The 17,145-nt window shown below is 57.9% G+C and carries 17 protein-coding genes and 1 pseudogene; 6 read left to right on the top strand and 12 right to left on the bottom strand.

Going from position 1 to position 17,145, the window contains the following annotated elements; all coding sequences use genetic code 11:
• Positions 1-37 precede the first annotated feature (37 nt).
• From FRZ40_RS38190 to FRZ40_RS38180, 3 genes are all read left to right on the top strand, one after another.
• Positions 38-967 (top strand): LysR substrate-binding domain-containing protein, encoded by a 930-nt coding sequence (locus FRZ40_RS38190; protein ID WP_028370875.1) that lies wholly within the window; start codon positions 38-40, stop codon positions 965-967.
• Positions 968-1,154: 187 nt separating this feature from the next.
• On the top strand, positions 1,155-2,411 hold the full coding sequence (locus tag FRZ40_RS38185; protein ID WP_147237657.1) for an aromatic ring-hydroxylating oxygenase subunit alpha: 1,257 nt from the start codon (positions 1,155-1,157) through the stop codon (positions 2,409-2,411).
• Positions 2,412-2,566: 155 nt separating this feature from the next.
• Positions 2,567-3,469 carry a DMT family transporter gene (locus tag FRZ40_RS38180; protein ID WP_147237656.1) on the top strand — a complete coding sequence of 301 codons (903 nt, stop codon included), beginning with the start codon at positions 2,567-2,569 and terminating at the stop codon, positions 3,467-3,469.
• A gap of 256 nt (positions 3,470-3,725) precedes the next feature.
• Here the strand turns inward: FRZ40_RS38180 and FRZ40_RS38175 are convergent, their stop codons facing one another.
• Positions 3,726-4,151: a hypothetical protein gene (locus FRZ40_RS38175; protein ID WP_147237655.1), complete on the bottom strand. Its 426-nt coding sequence runs from the start codon at positions 4,149-4,151 to the stop codon at positions 3,726-3,728.
• A 177-nt stretch (positions 4,152-4,328) separates the two neighbouring features.
• Between FRZ40_RS38175 and FRZ40_RS38170 the strand changes: the two genes are divergently transcribed.
• Entirely contained in the window at positions 4,329-5,195 is an 867-nt protein-coding gene (locus tag FRZ40_RS38170; protein WP_147237654.1) for a 3-hydroxybutyryl-CoA dehydrogenase, read from the top strand.
• Between the two features lie 18 nt (positions 5,196-5,213).
• Here FRZ40_RS38170 and FRZ40_RS38165 read toward each other — a convergent pair whose 3' ends face one another.
• Positions 5,214-6,077 carry a GNAT family N-acetyltransferase gene (locus FRZ40_RS38165; protein ID WP_147237653.1) on the bottom strand — a complete coding sequence of 288 codons (864 nt, stop codon included), beginning with the start codon at positions 6,075-6,077 and terminating at the stop codon, positions 5,214-5,216.
• A 342-nt stretch (positions 6,078-6,419) separates the two neighbouring features.
• Here FRZ40_RS38165 and FRZ40_RS38160 point away from each other — a divergent pair, with 342 nt between their 5' ends.
• Together FRZ40_RS38160 and FRZ40_RS44615 are read left to right on the top strand one after the other, a co-directional pair.
• On the top strand, positions 6,420-9,605 hold the full coding sequence (locus FRZ40_RS38160; RefSeq protein ID WP_147237652.1) for an EAL domain-containing protein: 3,186 nt from the start codon (positions 6,420-6,422) through the stop codon (positions 9,603-9,605).
• Positions 9,606-9,614: 9 nt separating this feature from the next.
• Entirely contained in the window at positions 9,615-9,941 is a 327-nt protein-coding gene (locus FRZ40_RS44615; RefSeq protein ID WP_167528728.1) for a hypothetical protein, read from the top strand.
• On the opposite strand, the gene FRZ40_RS45545 is transcribed toward FRZ40_RS44615, so the two are convergent.
• The 10 genes and pseudogenes from FRZ40_RS45545 to FRZ40_RS38110 all read right to left on the bottom strand — a co-directional run bounded on the left by FRZ40_RS45545 (position 9,904) and on the right by FRZ40_RS38110 (position 16,944).
• Positions 9,904-10,047, bottom strand: coding sequence for an RHS repeat-associated core domain-containing protein (locus FRZ40_RS45545; RefSeq protein WP_240057556.1), 144 nt, complete (start codon positions 10,045-10,047; stop codon positions 9,904-9,906). The two genes, FRZ40_RS44615 and FRZ40_RS45545, sit on opposite strands and share 38 nt — an antisense overlap.
• Positions 10,048-10,156: 109 nt before the next feature.
• A complete protein-coding gene (locus FRZ40_RS46385) occupies positions 10,157-10,438 on the bottom strand; it encodes a DUF7710 domain-containing protein (protein ID WP_147237650.1) in 282 nt (93 codons plus the stop codon).
• Positions 10,439-10,449: 11 nt separating this feature from the next.
• Positions 10,450-11,145, bottom strand: coding sequence for an RHS repeat-associated core domain-containing protein (locus FRZ40_RS45895; protein WP_275671099.1), 696 nt, complete (start codon positions 11,143-11,145; stop codon positions 10,450-10,452).
• 302 nt (positions 11,146-11,447) lie between these two features.
• Positions 11,448-11,666, bottom strand: a complete 219-nt coding sequence (locus tag FRZ40_RS38140; protein ID WP_147237649.1) for a DUF2283 domain-containing protein — start codon at positions 11,664-11,666, stop codon at positions 11,448-11,450.
• Positions 11,667-11,669: 3 nt separating this feature from the next.
• Positions 11,670-12,017 carry an RHS repeat-associated core domain-containing protein gene (locus FRZ40_RS45890; RefSeq protein WP_420873952.1) on the bottom strand — a complete coding sequence of 116 codons (348 nt, stop codon included), beginning with the start codon at positions 12,015-12,017 and terminating at the stop codon, positions 11,670-11,672.
• A 3-nt stretch (positions 12,018-12,020) separates the two neighbouring features.
• Positions 12,021-12,131 (bottom strand): annotated as a pseudogene (locus FRZ40_RS46380) (RHS repeat-associated core domain-containing protein); the annotation flags it as partial.
• Positions 12,132-12,185: 54 nt separating this feature from the next.
• The gene (locus FRZ40_RS44610) at positions 12,186-12,311 is read right to left on the bottom strand and encodes an RHS domain-containing protein (protein ID WP_240057555.1); all 126 of its coding nucleotides are present in this window, start codon (positions 12,309-12,311) and stop codon (positions 12,186-12,188) included.
• Positions 12,312-12,859: 548 nt separating this feature from the next.
• On the bottom strand, positions 12,860-13,309 hold the full coding sequence (locus FRZ40_RS38125; RefSeq protein WP_147237647.1) for a hypothetical protein: 450 nt from the start codon (positions 13,307-13,309) through the stop codon (positions 12,860-12,862).
• Between the two features lie 390 nt (positions 13,310-13,699).
• The gene (locus FRZ40_RS38115) at positions 13,700-14,107 is read right to left on the bottom strand and encodes an Imm50 family immunity protein (protein WP_147237646.1); all 408 of its coding nucleotides are present in this window, start codon (positions 14,105-14,107) and stop codon (positions 13,700-13,702) included.
• A gap of 11 nt (positions 14,108-14,118) precedes the next feature.
• Positions 14,119-16,944 (bottom strand): RHS repeat-associated core domain-containing protein, encoded by a 2,826-nt coding sequence (locus FRZ40_RS38110; RefSeq protein WP_147237645.1) that lies wholly within the window; start codon positions 16,942-16,944, stop codon positions 14,119-14,121.
• Between the last annotated feature and the right edge of the window lie 201 nt (positions 16,945-17,145).

The following is a 17,145-nucleotide window of genomic DNA, read 5'->3' as shown; positions in this document are numbered from 1 at the left end:
CGATATCAAGAAGAACTATTCTCCTCATAAGCTCACGATGAAAGCAGTCATGGAAAGCGCAAAGGGTTATCGCCGACTCATACCGTCGCTAACGGCACTCGTCGAGTTCGAAGCGGTGGCGCGACTGCGAAGCTTCACGCTTGCCGCTGCCGAACTGGGTGTCACTCAGGCGGCCGTCAGTCGGCAGGTACGGCTCCTCGAGGAAATGCTAGGCGTCCGTCTGCTCGACCGCTTGCATCGCAACACGACGCTGACGGGCGAGGGCCAGGCACTCTACACGGTCGTTGCCGAAGCGATGGGAAAAATCGCGGGCGTTTTTGACCGCCTGTCGACGGGTATCGAAGACGAGGAACTGGTGCTGGCGACGACCGCCTCGTTCGCGCATTTCCGCTTGATGTCGAGCCTGGCAAGACTCAAACGGCTTCAGCCAAACCTGCGTATTCGCCTTACCACCACCATGTTTACGGCCGACCTCCGGCACAACGAGGTCGATGCAGCCGTTCGCTGGGGCAACGGCCGGTGGAGCGATGGAACATCACATCTGCTTTTCGGCGAGCAGGTGTTTCCGGTGTGCTCGCCAGCCTGGAAAGACGAGCACGGCGCCCCCGCGTCCCTGGAAGAGCTCGCGAACATGACGCTGATCGCGTACGACCCGACATCGGAAGGATGGCTGACATGGGAAGAATGGTTCCGGTCCGTGGGCGCGCGGTCAACGAAGCTCAAATACGGCATGCGTACCTGTCTCTATACTGACGCGGTGCAGGCGGCCCGGCTTGGCCAGGGGGTGGCGCTTGGGTTCGGTAGTCTGTTGCACGAGCACCTCGCGTCAGGCGAGCTCGTGCGACTAACGAGCGCTTCCATTACATTGAACGACGCCTATTATCTGGTCGTACCGCACGGCAAGACCATGTCACCGACGATTCAAACGCTGATCGAAACGTTAAGAAGCGCGGTTGAGATTACCTGAGCAGCTACATCCAAAAGCGCTCTGCGCCCCGGCGTGCGGGCGTTTTCCGGGCAATACGCGACCTATAATTTAAAGTAATACTTCCGCGAAAATAAAGCGCATTGACGTCGATTTTGGGTAATCCAATACTCAAGGCTAACGCGGGACCATTTGAAGTCCCGATACCCCTGAACGTTGGAGAAAAACGATGTCTGAGTTCGTGTTGAAGCCCCTTGGTGAACTCGTTCGAAGCCGAGAGCCCGGGTGCGGATTGCCGGGAGAAGTCTTTAGCCGGCAGGATGTTTTCGAAACCGACATCGATATTTTCTTCCACAAGCACTGGATCATGGTCGGCGTGACGGCGGACGTGCCGGAGCCGGGTGACGTTTCCGTTGTCGATATCGGCAAGGCGTCGGTCATCATCGTGCGCGACGACGACGAGAACATTCGTGCCTATCGCAACGTGTGCCGGCACCGTGGCGCCCGCCTGAAAGAAGCGGGGAAGTCGACGGTCGGCATGCTCGTTTGCCCGTATCACCAGTGGACGTACGACCTCGACGGCAGCTTGCGTCATGCGAAGCACATGGGGAAGGATTTCGATGCTACCTGTCGTAATCTGCGGCCGGTGCATCTCAAGGTTGTCGGTACACATGTGTTCGTTTGCTTCGCCGACGAGCCGCCCGCCGACATCATGAAGCTGGAAGAAACGATGGCGCCGCGCTTCGCTCCGTACGAGTTGCAGAACACGAAGATTGCATTCGAGTCGGAGATTATCGAAGACGGCAACTGGAAGCTCGTGATGGAGAACAACCGGGAGTGCTACCACTGCGAAGCGGGGCATCCCGAATTGACGATGTCGTTCATCCCTGAGTCCACGAGCTCCAGCGCGGACGGCATGGACGAGGAAGGGCGAAAAGCGCTCGACGCCTACAACAAGCTCAACGCCGACACGCAGGCGAATTGGGAAAGCGAAGGATGGCTGTGCACAGCCGTCGAAGCGCTTAATGGAGACGTGGCAACGCACTTCCGCACCGAGCGGCTGATGATCGGAGGTCACGGCGAATCGCAGACGCTGGATACCAAGGTCGCGTGCCAGAAGCTGCTGGGCAATCTCACCCGTCGCGACCTGGGCGACACGCATATGTGGACGCACAACTCGTGGACGCATGTGATGAGCGATCACGCGATGATTTCCTACATCATCCCGCTCACGCCGGAAAAGACCCTCTGCCGCACAAAGTGGCTGGTTCACGCTGACGCCGTGGAAGGCGTGGACTACGACCTGACGAAGCTGACCGAGGTCTGGGTTGCCACGAACGCTCAGGACGCGAGCCTCGTCGCGATCAATCACCGCGGTGCGCGGGATCCTGGCTACATTCCCGGTCCTTACTCGCCGTCTACCGAAAATTATGTCGACCAGTTCGTCGGCTGGTATGCGGGGCGTCTGAAAGCGCACGGTATGTGACTCCCGAGGGGGCTGGTGCAAGGGGGCATTCGATGCGTCCCGTTGTGTCAGCACGAGCCCCTCGCACCGGTTCTTGTAGCGTACGAAAACACGTGCTTTACGAACGAAGGACGGGCTGCCCCGACCTTCGTCATCTCTTTGTCGCCAGACGAGCCATGAAAATTTCAACGATTGCGTTTGTTCTCCTGGGCATCCTCGGGGGGATGAATCTCGTCTACATGAAATGGGCCACGGTACTTATCAGCCCGATTCAGGTGGCGTTCTTGCGGGTCCTGGCTGGCTTCCTGCCCCTGGCGCTTGCGGCATGGCATCAACGCGTCATGAGGCGCGAGCAGTTGCGGCTTTTGCCGCATTTTCTGACGATGGCTACGGGAGGCACGGCCTTCTACTTCATCGCCATCATCAAAGGCACGGCACTCGTTCCATTGGGAATAGCAGGCGTTCTCGGTGGTTCGATTGCATTGTTCACCGCGATGTTCTCTCTCGTCCTTTTACGATCCGAGAAATTAACAGGAATCATGGCGCTTGCCGTGTTACTTGGCTTTCTCGGTATCGTCCTCATCTCTCGCCCATGGGAGCGCGGAAACGATGCGATCAACGTAGCGGGCGTTCTCTGGTTGCTGGCGAGTGCCGGCGTTCTGGGACTTTCCTATATCTACGTTCGAGTATTCTTGTCGCCGGCAAATCTGCCTCCTCTCGCCCTGGCCACATGGCAAATGGGCCTGGCGCTGCTTGTTCTGGCGGGATGCACGGACTTCACGGGGATGGGGCGTCTGTTCGAGGACTGGCGTGCGACGGCTGGCGTGGTCATCGGTCTTGGCGTGCTGGGAACGGGTGTCGCCTTTCTTCTCTATTACTATTTGCTGGAGCAGCTTGGTGCCGTTGCGTCGTCGAGTGCAAACTACCTCGCTCCCGCCGTGGCTTTATTGACAGGTTGGGCCATCGGCGAGAGGTTCGGGTTACTCGAGCTGGTCGCTATTGCTCTCGTTTTTGCCAGCACTGCGTTGGTCCAGATTGCGCAACAACGGTCGGCGCGAATTTCTGTGGCTAGTGATTGACGAGTGCCCGGATAAAGCCGGATGCCCACTGCGTAGACACGCTGTGCGAGCCGACTCGTTGAGCGATTTCTGTATCCGCACACAGGCGCCCGCTCGCATTCGGCGGGTTAAGAGCAAGCCTCTGACGCACGGCTACCAGGAAAGGGCTCTGCGGACGAAAACGCAACTACCGGTCTGCCCAACCCCCGCCTCTGCACACGCCTTCGGCGCCAACCCCAGCCTCCAAAAAAGGGCGCAGAGCCTACCGCAAAAACCGCTACGAGCTCTTCTTCCGCGACGAAGCCTTCATTTCAATCACATCAGGCGACCGTTTCCGCTTGCCCGGCAACACGCCCATACGCGGATCGCGTTCGCCCGCGAGTTCGACCATCTGCCGCGCCACCGTTTCGAACTCAGGGTGACGCTGCGACACATACAGCCACTTGCCGAGCACTGGATGCGGCGCAAGCACGGGAAACGCGTCGAGCAAGCCGGCCTGCCGGTCGTGCGACGTGCACACGACGAGCCCATTCCACGGCTCTTCGCCGCTCGCGACGGCGAGATACAACAGCCCGTCGAGATACGCCGCCTGGAAATTGAAGAACCTTTCGCGCGAATACTCGGGGTCGCGCTCCAGCGGCTCGAAGATCCAGACGAGCGGATTTTCGCGCTTGCGTTTCGGGTTCAGATCGACAGGCTGCATGTCCGGGCCTCAGAGAAATTTCTCCGATGATATCGCCGCACGCGTCGTCCAGTTGCTGGCGTGCAAGGCCGTTTGCCTCTTTCATACGAATCCGCGCGAGAAACGGGTATCGTATCGTTTATGGTGCGCTGCAGCGTACCGTCAGAACCCAATGCAAATCAGGAGAAAGGAGCACTCATGGCAAAGAAGATCGAAACTGTCGGCATCGTCGGCGCGGGCACGATGGGCAACGGCATCGCGCAGGTATCGGCGGTAGCGGGGCTGAAGGTCGTGCTGATCGACGTCACGGATGCCTCGCTAGAAAAGGGCGTGGCGACACTCACCGCGAGTCTCGCGAAGCTCGTCGAGAAGGGCAAGATCGAAGCGTCCGCGCGCGATGCCGCGCTCACGCGCATCGAAACGTCGACCGACTATCAACGCCTCGCCGGCGTGGACATCGTGATCGAAGCGGCAACCGAGAACGCCGAGCTGAAGGTTCGCATTCTGAAGCAGATCGAATCCGTCGTGAACGGCGAGACGATCGTTGCTTCGAACACGTCGTCGATCTCGATTACGGCGCTGGCCGCAACGATCGGCAAGCCGGAACGTTTTGTCGGCATGCACTTCTTCAATCCGGTGCCGCTGCTGCCGCTCGTCGAAGTGATCCGCGGCGTGCAGACCAGCGACGACACGGCAGCCTCCGTGCGCGAACTGACGGAGCGGCTCGGCAAGACACCCGTCAGCGTGAAGAACGCGCCGGGCTTCGTGGTCAACCGCATCCTCGTGCCGATGATCAACGAGGCCTTCTTCCTGCTCGCGGAAGGCATCGCGACGGCAGAGGAGATCGACGCGGGCATGCGTCTCGGCGCGAATCATCCGATCGGACCGCTCGCGCTCGCGGACCTGATCGGCCTCGATGTGTGCCTGTCGGTGATGGACGTGTTCCTGAAGGACTTCGGCGATTCGAAATATCGCGCGTGTCCGCTGCTGCGTGAACTCGTTGCAGCAGGACGTCTGGGCCGCAAGACGGGACACGGTGTGTACCGATACGATCCGAAGCACTGACGTCTTGCGCCACGGGTGTCATCCGAGTTCGAACGAGGTGACGCCGTAGAGCCGCGTGAGCGGAAGATCCGGCGCGCGCTGCGTATACATCCGCGCCGTTTCGAATACGCTCGTCAGGCGATACCGTTCGGCGAGCGCAACAGCCGCCGGGTTGGGTTCGGGCACGTCGAGCGCGACGCGCTCTCCCGGGCAGCGTGCAACGAGCGCCGTGAACAGCGCTTCGGCGATCTGTTCGTCGTCGGCGAATAGCGGGCCGATCTTCCGTCCTTCGCGACATCGGCGAAGGACGCCATAGCCGCGAATCTGTCCATCGTCGATGTGCGCCAATGCGACTGCATCGGGCTGATCGATCCATGCGCGCAAAAACGCCGCGCGCGGTGCGGGAAAGAAGCGGCCGTCATACGATGCGAGCTGGTCGAAGGGTATTTGACGCACATCGATCCATGCGGCGTTGTCCGAAGCGTTGGCTTCGGCGATACCCTGAAAGCGTATGTTCCGGTACGCCAGTTGAAAGCCCGACTTCCGGTAGTTAGGCTGCTGCGCGACCACACCGTCGAGGCCGATATTGCGCTTGCCGAGATACTCGATGCCGTGCTGCCACATGCGCAAGCCCAGTCCCTTGCCGCGAAACGCCGGCCTCACGATATACAGGCCGATAAAGCCGAATTGCGCGTCATAGGCGACGGCCGAGATCGAGCCGACCGGTTCGCCGCGCCATTCGCCGATGAAAAATCCATTCGGATCGGCGGCCCGAAAGCAGTGCGCATCGTGCAAGCCGGGATTCCAGCCTTCTTGCGCAGCCCAATCGGCGGCGAGATTCACTTCGTCGGCTGTCATCGTGCGGACGATGAAGTCGCGTGCCCTATCCGGCGCTTCTTCCATGACGGCTCCTTGTTGTCTCCCCGTTGTAGCCGAGGGTCGCAGCACATGAAGAGTTCATCTTCGAGTCACCTATGATGCAGCCAAAGCCGGTTTCGTGTCGGCAAGCGAAGCATGATGCAGGTTGGTGCGAAGCGATCGAAAGCGCGTTGTTTCGTGCACCTGTGCGCGGCATTTGCGCACCGTCGCAGTGATTATTCAGCAAACGCTAAAGTCATAAATCGACACGCCGATATGCCGTAGTGGCGAGCGGCTCCGTTAGGGCGAGCGCGCCATTTTCTCTCCTTCCTTTGACCGGGAGTGCGGTGTGACTCGTTCGATGTCGTACGCGGCGGCGCGCATGCCATGAAGCGCAATCCATTCTTCCGCCTGCTCGCGCGTCTGCGCGTGGGACGCAAGCTGCTGCTGATCTATCTGCTCGATCTGACGGCCGTGGTGTACATCAGCGGCATTCTGATTCACGAGAAGTACATTTCGATCGACTTCTCGAACAAGGAGATCGTCGGCAATGCGTATATCGGCACGGTGAGCGGCGCGCTGATCGACGTGGCGATGGCGGGCGCGGGGCAGCGTCCGTCCTCGGCGCGTCTTAACGAAGCAGAAGCGAGTCTCGCGCACACTGAAGCGCAGTACGGCGCGCATCTGCAAAGTGCGCAGCTGAACGCACGCGTGCGCGCGGCGCTCGATGTGCTGGCTCGCGAATCGCAGCCCACGGCCGCACAGATCAACGAAGCACTCGATGCATGCCGTGAACTCGTGACGCGCGTCGGCAATCAGTCGAACCTGATTCTCGATCCCGATCTCGACAGTTACTACGCGATGTCGTTGTCGATCCTGCGCTATCCGGCGCTGCTCGAATCGGTGAACCGCATTGGCCGGCAGTTGCACGACGGTGCACACGCGGTGCGCTCGCACGACGAATTGCGCACGCGCTATCTCGTGCTCGAAGGGCAACTCGACGCCGTTCTGCAAGGCATGCGCTCCGATTTCTCGGAAGCGGGCGCGGCGAATCATGCGCTCGATTCGGCGCTTGGGCCGTCGATGTCGCGTATGCTCACGGCCGTCGAATCGTACCGGCACGCGGCGCGTATCGTCGTCGACAGCAACGGCGAGGTCGATCCCGCACTGCTGTCGATCGTCGACGTGCAGCAGCGCACACTCGTGTCGAGTGTGCGCGACACGTGGCGCAGCACGTCGGATCAACTCGGTGATCTCTTGCATGCGCGCGTACGCGGACTCTTCTCGCGCATGTGGCTGCATCTGGGTACGGCGCTCTTCCTGTTGTGCAGCATTCTTTGCATGGTGTATTTCGTCGCACAGCAGATTTCGCGCCCGTTGCGTCAGCTCGCGCGCGTGATGGACACCGTGCGCAGAACGGGCGATCACACGGTCCGCGCAAACTGGCACAGTCAGGATGAAATCGGCCAGCTGGTGCGCGGATTCAACGACATGCTCGAACAGCTCGACCGCGAGCGCGACGTGCAGAAGGAACTCGCGGCGACGGCGCGTGCATCCGCCGCGCAGCATGCGCTCGTCGAATCGACGCCCGTGCCGATGATGGTGACGGCCGTTCCCGGCCATGAAGTGCTGCACGCGAACCAGCCTGCGTTGTACTGGCTCAACGGCTGCACGACGGATCCGTGGGCGTATGGCCTCGATTCGTCGGTGCGTGCGCGCTTCTTCCAGCAACTGTCCGATCGCGACGCCGTCGACGAATTCGAAGTGCGCTGGAAAGCGAGCACCGAACCGACCTGGGCGATGCTGTCCGCGCGGCGTCTGAACTTCCAGGGACGAGATGCGGTGCTCACGGCCTTCACGCCGATCAACCAGATCAAGCTGATGGAGCAGCGGCTCGAATTGTGGGCGAAGGTGTTCGAGGCCTCGTCGGAGGCGATCCTGATTCTCGATCACGAGCGGCGCCTGCTGACGGCCAATGCATCGTTCTACCGCGCAACCGGGTATCGCGCCGAAGATATCGCGGGCAAGCCGCCCGCGTTCATCGTCGCGGGCGCGAACGGCGGCACGGTGATCGACGCGCTTGCGACGCTCGTCGACCGTTCGAGTTCATGGAATGGCGAAGCGCAGATCCGGCGGCGTCAAGGCGGCGACTATCCGGCGTGGCTGATGATCAGCGCAGTGCGCGACAAGCGCGGCAGCATCTCGCACTACATCTGCACGCTGATCGACATCACCGATCGCAAGAAGAGCGAGGCGCGCATCGAGTTCCTTGCCGAGCACGATGTATTGACTGAGTTGCCCAATCGCGCGCTGTTCACGAAACGCCTAGGTGTGGTGCTTGAAAACGCGAAGTACGCGCAACAGCGTGTGGCCGTGCTCTTCATCGACCTCGACCGATTCAAGGACATCAACGATTCGCTTGGTCATCATATCGGCGACGGCCTGCTGCGTTCCGTCTCGCGGCGGCTCGTGCAAGCGGTGCGCAACGGCGACACCGTGAGCCGCCTGGGCGGCGACGAGTTCACGATGATCCTCGCCGATGCGGGCAGCGCAGCCGATGTCGCGCGCACCGTCGACGAACGCCTGCTGCCGCTCGTGCGCGAGCCGCATGCGATCGGCGGCGTCACGCTGCAGGTTGCGTGCAGCGTGGGCGTCGCGCTGTATCCCGACGACGGCACCGACATCGAAACGCTGATGCAGAACGCCGATGCCGCGATGTATCAGGCGAAAGCGGCGGGGCGCAACCTCGTGAAGTTTTTCTCGCCGGATATGGCCGAGCGCGCGCGCCAGCGGCTGGCGCTCGAAGCGTGCATGCGCACGGCGATCGAGCGGCACGAATTGCGCCTCGCGTATCAGCCGTGTCTCGATGCGCAAACGGGTGCGCTCGTCAGCGTCGAGGGCTTGCTGCGCTGGACGCATCCGCAACTCGGCGCTGTGATGCCGTCGCAATTCATTCCGATCGCCGAAGAGACGCGGCTCATCATTCCGATCGGCGCATGGGTCATCGACGAAGCATGCAGGCAACTCGCGCGCTGGCGCGATGAACCGATGGGCGCGTTACGTATGTCGATCAATCTGTCGGCGATCCAGTTGCGCGATGCCGATCTTGTCCATACGTTGCGGCATAGTCTTGCGACGCATGGCGTCGCGCCGCAGCGGCTCGAACTCGAGATCACCGAAACGGTGTTGATGGATAGCGCGGAAAATTATCTCGACGCCATTCGCGAGATTCGCGCGTTGGGCGTGAAGCTCTCGCTCGACGATTTCGGCACGGGCTATTCTAGCCTCAGCTATCTGAACCGATTTCCGCTGGACCGCTTGAAGATCGACAGGGCGTTCGTGCGCGATATGCTCGATGCACCCGCCGATCTTGCCGTCATCAAGGCGATCATCGAGCTTGGACACGAACTGGGCTTGCGTGTGGTCGCGGAGGGTGTCGAAAGCGAGGATGAGGCGAACACGCTGCGCAGCATCGGCTGTGATGAATTGCAGGGGTTCCTGTATTCGGCGGCGCTATCCGCTGGAGAGCTGGAGGCGTGGGTGGGGGAGCGGGAAGGGGTGGATGTCGAGTGAGGGCGGCGGGTGGATGTGTATGAGTTACTGGTGCATTGTCATGACGAACGTTCGTCGATGTGCAAGGCAATGCGCTGTGCTCGCGAACGCGATCCGGGGAAGGGTGCGGCGCAGCAGGTGACGGGCAAGGTCAATGAGGAGGTTGGAAAGACAAGGGATGCTGGTGTTATGACAAGACGCCAATGCACACTTTCCTCCGATTCGCTGGAACTCGCTAAGGAGAAACTCATCATCATCGTTGATGACTCTTTCTTTTTCGGCCCGACTACCTGTCAGATCGAGTCCCGGCTAATACAATTCATGAGACAGGATTCGGCGCATACTGATAGAGATTAAACAGACCACTGAGCCCGATTGGGTCTTGACTAATGAAACGCCCACTGTCCCGATCATAGTGCCGATTCAGGTTATAAACCCCTTTCAGCCCGTGTAAAAATATCATAAAGGCTTTATCCAACGCGCCCCTGATCCTGGTGCCACGCGGCTCGTTTCCGGCTGCCCAAATCTCGGGCAACCGGATCATCGAAGGCCGCAGTCGCGGCCTTTTTTTGTTAGTCCATTATTCCACTTTCGAAGTGGAAGTGATCCATGCTAGCGGACGTAAATTTTCCTATAAAAGCAGGGGAGCTATGCTCTGGTTTCTTGGGCGTGAACAAATTACGGGAGATGGCCCAATCATAAACACCTTCATCAACGGGATACCTGGTCAAAACCCCGGTCAATTGATTCGCTGAAATCCACTCCTTGCCACTACCCAGAGATGTAAATATCCCTGAAGGAAATCGAGCACCCTCCCCAACAAAGACCCAAACGAACCCGGATTCAATACTCATGATTAATCTCTTTAGATCTGATTAAAACCAAACCATCTCTGTATCTTATCGATGGCTCTTCGTATGGTGGCTCTATTATTTTCAACGACTACCCTCTGAACCGAACTAAGTTCTGGCGACCCCTCAATGGGTTTCCCGGCTTGACCAATTTTTGTTTCCGCTCCCCCACCTTTTACATGAAGATGCGCCGGGCCATGATCTCCGCTGCGCGTGTAGTGGACAATCTCAACACCATTTTCTTTCACTATTGTTTTCGGCGGCAATTGCGGTTCAGTAAGGCTTCCACCGCTTTTCCGTGTGGGCGCCGTCTCACACATCAGCCCCCACGGATCGATCCAGTTTATTGGATTAGGCGCGTACTGATAGAGATTAAGTCCACCATTGAGCCCGATCGGATCCTGACTGACGAAGCGTCCTGCATGCGGATCGTAATACCGGAACGTGTTGTAGTGAAGTCCCGACTCATCATCCTGATACTGCCCGGGCAAGCGCAGCGGTTGTACAAAGTTCGCTGCGTCAGCCAGATTCGCACGGACCTTACCCCATGCCGTGCAGGCACCACCCCAGACGACATGGCCCTTTGAGTCAGTGACCTGTCGTGCGGTCCCTGCGGGATCGGTGTGGTAGTAGCAGACCTTGTCCTGCGAACTGCCGTTGCTTCTGTCCACCCGCGCGAGCGGGGCATACGCACGCAGCGGGTCATACACGTAGGTACGTATGGCGCCGCTGGACTCCCGTTCTTGGACCAGTCGCAGGCCTTCCCACACGAAGCACCGTTGAACACGGTCGGCTCACCATTACCGCTGAATAAACAAGAGGCCGCTAAGCGGCCCATAGGCGCTGACTGCGTCAACCTTTACCAATCACGCAAATTATCAATAGATGAGGCGGCGTGATAATCAATTCCTATCTTTTTGGCAAAGACCTTTATTTTATTTGCAATTTCTTTATCGAATATAATTATTGATTGTCCTGGACACACGAAGGGCCGCCTTAGCGGCCCTAATCTTTAATCTTCCTGTTCTAGCAAAAACTCCATTCCAATAAGTACGCCATTTTTATCAAAGTCCAAATATATTTCCGGCCCTTTGTACTCCGTGATAAGAGAACGGAGGCCTATCTGTTTCACAACTACTCCCGGACTCCCTTTCCCAGGATGTTCTGGCAGGGACAGATAAGCAACATCTCCATCCTCATTCACTTCCATACCGATTTTACGATCAGACATTTTCTACTCCAGCAGATTAATCAAGACTGTTTTTATTTTAGCGGTGCCATTTTTCGCCACTTGATAAACCACCATGCCATTGTTTCCTGCGGGTACTAACACACGGTCTGCATGAGCCGTATCTAGTATCGTCCCAACAGGATAACCATCCTTCTCTATCCGGTTTGACAGCGCTTTTAAAGCCTCAGACGCCGTATTCTTGTCCGGATAAACACCTCGCTCGACGGCCCTCTCCACTGCATGTGGCATGTTTGAATTCACCACCTTCTTAGGCTTAGAGAGTAAGTCGCAACTCAGCCCCCAAGGATCAATCCAGCTTATCGGATTCGGCGCATATGCATACAGATTCATCCCGCCGGCCAGCCCAATCGGGTCTTGGCTGATGAATCTTGCGATGTCCGGGTCGTAATACCTGTAGGTATTGTAGTGAAGTCCCGACTCATCATCCTGATACTGCCCAGGCAAGCGTAGCGGTTGTATAAAATTCGCTGCGTCAGCCAGATTCGCACGGACCTTACCCTATGCCGTGCGGGCACCACTCCAGACGACATGGCCCTCCGAGTCGGTGACCTGCCGTGCGGTCCCTGCGGGATCGGTGTGGTAGTAGCAGACCTTGTCCTGCGAACTACCGTTGCTTCTGTCCACCCGCGCGAGCGGGGCATACGCACGCACCGGGTCATACACGTAGGTACGTATGTCGCCACACGAAGCGGGTTTCGCGCGCCTGCGGTCCGGGCAAGAGGCCCGGCATGCTGATCTGCTCAACGCGTTTGGCCGTGCGTCGTCCGAGTGCGTCGTAGCGGTAAGTGGCGCGGTGCTGGTTCGTCAGGGTCGAGAGGAGGTGACCCTCCGCATCCCATTGCAAGGTCGTACCGTTTCGCCCACGACGCGCTCTGAGCTTCGGAGGGCACATCGCCGTCAGCTGCGGGCAGGGTGCTGGCGCGCTGCCATGCCATCTGGCCCATCGGCGAGTCACGGCGCTTCCAGCGCAACTGGAGCAGGGGGCTGTATCTGCGCACCGAGCCACCGCTTTATCCGTGGATGAAGCTCGCAGGGCGATGAATCGAGCACGCGGGATTCACACCGGGGCAGCGCGTGACGATCAACGTACCCAGTGCTGTTGGCATGGAGCTGGGCATCCTGCCACGCGAATACGCAGTCCCTCGCCCATTCGGCGGTGATGATCCGACTTGTCAATATTGTAGATATAGGCAAGTTATCTCATCAGAATCATAGTCAAGTTGAATTTGAAAAAGAAAATTAATATCGATTATCCTGATCTCATCACTTAGATTGTCGTCGAAATTAAAATTCGCATTGAACTCAAATTCCCCGTTTATTTCGTATGCACCGCAGAATCGCCACTCCTCATCAATCAAAAGATAAAATCCGGATTGATCAACACTTTGATTGATAAATGCAATCATTTCTGATTCTGAATTTATCTTAATATTGTCACTGTAGATTATTATTTTTGTCGATAATTCATTGATAATTTCATCCGTTTTTTTTAGATCTGAAAATGCTTCACTGCGGACAGTATGATTCAAAAAGTGCGCAATTTTCCTTGAGTATCTTTCTGCGCACAATTTCCCTTGTGCCCGGCGAAACATTAGCTCTCTTTTGTAATCCGAGGCACTCATCAACATCCTCCTCCAGATGAGTTTTTGTAATACGCCTTACCCTTTCCGTTACGCAATGCCGGTCGGCCATATTTATTCATTCTTGCATATCCTTGGTCGTCCACTTTGACCTTTCCAGCTTCCCAATGTGGTCGCCAGGATGACCTCTATCTAAGGTTTGCTCTTGTACCGAAGAAAGACCCTTTCCCCCTCCCGGGGTTTCCGTCTCATATGTATATTCTCTGCCAGAACCATTGCTGGATTGACTTATAGGTTGCTGGCCCGTTGGAATACCTGCTTGTCGCATTGCTTCCCGGCGAGCGGCTCTAGAAGTATCGAACGGATTGTTCTTGCTGCCAAGGGCAGTATTGAGCGGATCGTCAGCATTCAATCCAAGCGGATCAATCCAACTTATCGGATTGGGCGCGTATTGATATAGGCTGAGATTGAACTAACATCTAAAAAAGAAGATTTAATACAGACAGATAGCCCATCGCCATTCAATGCAAGCGTTATCAAGTCGCCATCCCTATTCAAACCAATGCTTGCAACGAATGAAGTGTGATTCCAGCCATGAAGAGATGAATATTTCACATCTGAACATGAAAGCCGAATTTGAGCAGTATTGAATTCATTTTCAATCCATTTTTTCGGAGGAGATGACGGATATTCCAGCAAATCAACTCGAAAGGTGACCGTTGGTCCATCACGATGAAAGATGATCTCATGAACATTCACCTTATCAAGAGATGGAAAATTTACTCCATAAATGGCCATTAACTTTCTTTTATCCACCAATAAATCGGTCCAGTGCAACATTGCTCATCCCTCTAAAATGGATAGTGCTCAAGCGTACCAGGCACTGTGCCGTTGCGGGTATCTTCAATGGGTCTCACATTGATATGAGGCCCTTGGTTCCCCGACGTACCTGCCGGACCGTAACTATGACCAGGCCAATGATCCTGAATAACAATTTGAGAACCGTCTTCGCGATTAAAAGTGTATTCGCGTGTTTTAATCGGCTGATAATTTTCACCCAAAATATTCTTGCCACTTCTATCCGTAAGATTGACGAGGTCAACGCGATTAGGCTGTTGTCTCATTGGTATTCCAGCATCTCTTTTTGCCGCCTTGAATGCAGCATTTCTTGATGGGAATTTACTAGCAGATGCGCTTGTTTCGCTTTCGCACGACAGCCCCCACGGATCGATCCAGCTAATCGGGTTGGGCGCATATTGATAGAGATTAAACCCACCATTAAGCCCAATCGGATCTTGGCTGATGAAGCGCCCGCTGTCCGGATCATAGTACCGATGCAGGTTGTAGTGAAGTCCCGACTCATCATCCTGATACTGCCCAGGCAAGCGCAGAGGTTGTACAAAATTCGCTGCGTCAGCCAGATTCGCACGGACCTTACCCCATGCCGTGCAGGCACCACTCCAGACGACATGGCCCTTTGAGTCAGTGACCTGTCGTGCCGTCCCTGCGGGATCGGTGTGGTAGTAGCAGACCTTGTCCCGCGAACTGCCGTTGCTTCTGTCCACCCGCGCGAGCGGGGCATACGCACGCACCGGGTCATACACGTAGGTACGTATGTCGCCGCTGGACTCCCGTTCCTGGGCCAGTCGCAGGCCTTCCCACACGAAGCGGGTTTCGCGCGCCTGCCGTCCGGGCATGAGGCCCGGCATGCTGATCTGCTCAACGCGTTTGGCCGTGCGTCGTCCGAGTGCGTCGTAGCGGTAAGTGGCGCGGTGCTGGTCCGTCAGGGTCGAGAGGAGGTGACCCTCCGCATCCCATTGCAAGGTCGTACCGTTTCGCTGGATCACCTGGCCCCAGACGTCGTGAGCGTATCGCACACCGTGATAGCGGCGCAGCAGGTTGTCCATCAGTGGTGGGATCCTGCTGTCAGGTGTGCGGGTGCTTTCGTCCAGCAGGTTGCCAGCCGCGTCCCACGTGAAACGCTCCACATCAAAACCTTCGGCGCTACGCATCTGCAACTGGCCAGCGCGGTCGTAGTCGTACACCGTGCGTCCGTGCAAGCGGTCCAGACTCTCGATCATTTCCCCGCGGCTGTCGTAGCGGTAACGCCACCACAACGCGCTCTCGGCCTCGGAGGGCGCATGCTCGTCACCTGCGGGCAGGGCGCTGGCGCGCTGCCATGCGATCTGGCCCATCGGCGTGTAGCCGGTATGCAGAACCAGATCGCCTTGGGTACGGCGGATTTCCCGATGCAGGTTATCCCGCTCGAAATCGGCGACGGCATGGCCATTTACCTGAATCCGGTGCGTGTGCCCTGAGCCGTAATACAGCGTGTCGATGCGCTGGCCATCAGGTAGCACCACAGAAAGCGGATTGCCAGGCACGTCACGTTCGTACCGCACGCTGCCATGCACGCCTTGCTCGGCCAGCAGGCGTCCCGTTTCGTCGTACTTCAGCGTGACCGTATCGGCCAAGATGTCGAGCATTTCGCCCGCCGTCGTCGGAATGCGTCGCGCCTCGGTGAGTTGCCCCAGCCTGTCATAGCGGTAGTGCGTGCGACTGTGCTCGCCCTCGCGCTGCAGCAGTCGCCCCAGCGCATCGCGCTCGTGGATTTCCTCGCGTTGCGATGCGCCGCCCTGGCTGACGATGTGCTGCAGGAAGCCCGATTCGCTGTAACCCATCCGGCGGGACGTACCATCCACGCGTTGTTCGGCTATGAGGCGTCCGACGGGATCCCATTCGAAGCGATAGCTCGCACCGTTTCCATTGACGAGGCGCAGCGGACGCCCGTGGGCATCGCGTTCGTAGCGCACGCGCCGTCCCTGTGCATCGGTGAAACCCAGTACACGGCCCAGGCCATCGCGCTCCCAGCGCTCGATGTGTCCGGCCGGACTGATGTGTTCGACCAGGTGGCCCAGCGCGCTCCATTTGTACTTTTCCACCTGCAGATCGGCACGCGTAACCGACTCGGGGAGCCCGTCGGGGGCATAGCTGACACGTGTGGTTTGTCCCAGTGCGTTGGTGACGGCTTCGAGACGGCCATCGGCATCGTAGCCATAGCGTGTCGTTTGGCCCGAGCAGTCGGTACGCGAGGTCAGCAGGCCACGCACGTCGTGTTCGAGTACGACTGGACCGCCACGCGCGTCCGTTATCTGCGCAAGCTGTCCGTCATCTGCGTATTGGAGGACTGTACGCCGGCCACACGGATCGACTGTGCCCGTAGGGCGATGCCGGGTATCGTAGCTCGTACGCCATTCGCGGCCGTCATCGAGTGCGGCGCGACGAACGTGGTGCGTATTTGCGTGGTAGTCGAGGCGTGTTGTCTGGCCTAAAGGATCGGTTTGTGATACCAGACGGCCGAGTTCGTCGTATTCCAGCCTGACCCGGCGCGAACCGGGCAGATGCAGCACATTTGGCCAGCCCGAGCGGTCATACTCGAACCGGTACTCGCGCCCATCGAAGCCCGTGTGTGCAGTTACCTCTTCCCTCGCGTTGTATTGCCAACGTGCGACGTTCCCGAAAGTATCTGTCGCTTCGCTCTGCCCGTTTGCGAAGTCGTAGCGGAACCTGTAGTGCTCACCTCCGCTTGAACGGTGTTCGACCACACAATGTCGGTCGCCGATAATGTCCCAACCATAGGTGCATTCGAACCCTTCGGCGTTTTCCTGCCGCACCATCAGGCCGTTCCTGTACGCGAAGCGTCGCGTAACAGTGCCGGCGCGATCGGTCACTGCAGCAAGGTAACCTTCGGGGTCGTAGCCGTATCGGACCAACACGCCCTGCGTGCCACCAGCAAGCAGCTCAACATGGCTGAGCCCATCTCGTTATACAGAAGTGGCCGCAGTAGCGGACGTTTGCCCAAAAGCGCATTGAGCGAT

Origin of the sequence: Paraburkholderia azotifigens, assembly GCF_007995085.1 — a bacterium.
Classification (GTDB): Bacteria; Pseudomonadota; Gammaproteobacteria; order Burkholderiales; family Burkholderiaceae; genus Paraburkholderia; species Paraburkholderia azotifigens.
Note: the sequence above shows the minus strand (reverse complement) of the source record. Positions and strands in the feature narration are given on the sequence as shown.

Bases quoted from the DNA above. Each gene is read 5' to 3' on its own strand.
- FRZ40_RS38190 (WP_028370875.1), top strand. From the start codon at position 38: ATGAAAGCAGTCATGGAAAGCGCAAAGGGTTATCGCCGACTCATACCG.
- FRZ40_RS38185 (WP_147237657.1), top strand. From the start codon at position 1,155: ATGTCTGAGTTCGTGTTGAAGCCCCTTGGTGAACTCGTTCGAAGCCGA.
- FRZ40_RS38180 (WP_147237656.1), top strand. From the start codon at position 2,567: ATGAAAATTTCAACGATTGCGTTTGTTCTCCTGGGCATCCTCGGGGGG.
- FRZ40_RS38175 (WP_147237655.1), bottom strand. From the start codon at position 4,151: ATGCAGCCTGTCGATCTGAACCCGAAACGCAAGCGCGAAAATCCGCTC.
- FRZ40_RS38170 (WP_147237654.1), top strand. From the start codon at position 4,329: ATGGCAAAGAAGATCGAAACTGTCGGCATCGTCGGCGCGGGCACGATG.
- FRZ40_RS38165 (WP_147237653.1), bottom strand. From the start codon at position 6,077: ATGGAAGAAGCGCCGGATAGGGCACGCGACTTCATCGTCCGCACGATG.
- FRZ40_RS38160 (WP_147237652.1), top strand. From the start codon at position 6,420: ATGAAGCGCAATCCATTCTTCCGCCTGCTCGCGCGTCTGCGCGTGGGA.
- FRZ40_RS45545 (WP_240057556.1), bottom strand. From the start codon at position 10,047: ATGATATTTTTACACGGGCTGAAAGGGGTTTATAACCTGAATCGGCAC.
- FRZ40_RS46385 (WP_147237650.1), bottom strand. From the start codon at position 10,438: ATGAGTATTGAATCCGGGTTCGTTTGGGTCTTTGTTGGGGAGGGTGCT.
- FRZ40_RS38140 (WP_147237649.1), bottom strand. From the start codon at position 11,666: ATGTCTGATCGTAAAATCGGTATGGAAGTGAATGAGGATGGAGATGTT.
- FRZ40_RS45890 (WP_420873952.1), bottom strand. From the start codon at position 12,017: ATGAATCTGTATGCATATGCGCCGAATCCGATAAGCTGGATTGATCCT.
- FRZ40_RS38125 (WP_147237647.1), bottom strand. From the start codon at position 13,309: ATGAGTGCCTCGGATTACAAAAGAGAGCTAATGTTTCGCCGGGCACAA.
- FRZ40_RS38115 (WP_147237646.1), bottom strand. From the start codon at position 14,107: ATGTTGCACTGGACCGATTTATTGGTGGATAAAAGAAAGTTAATGGCC.
- FRZ40_RS38110 (WP_147237645.1), bottom strand. From the start codon at position 16,944: ATGGTGCGGCAGGAAAACGCCGAAGGGTTCGAATGCACCTATGGTTGG.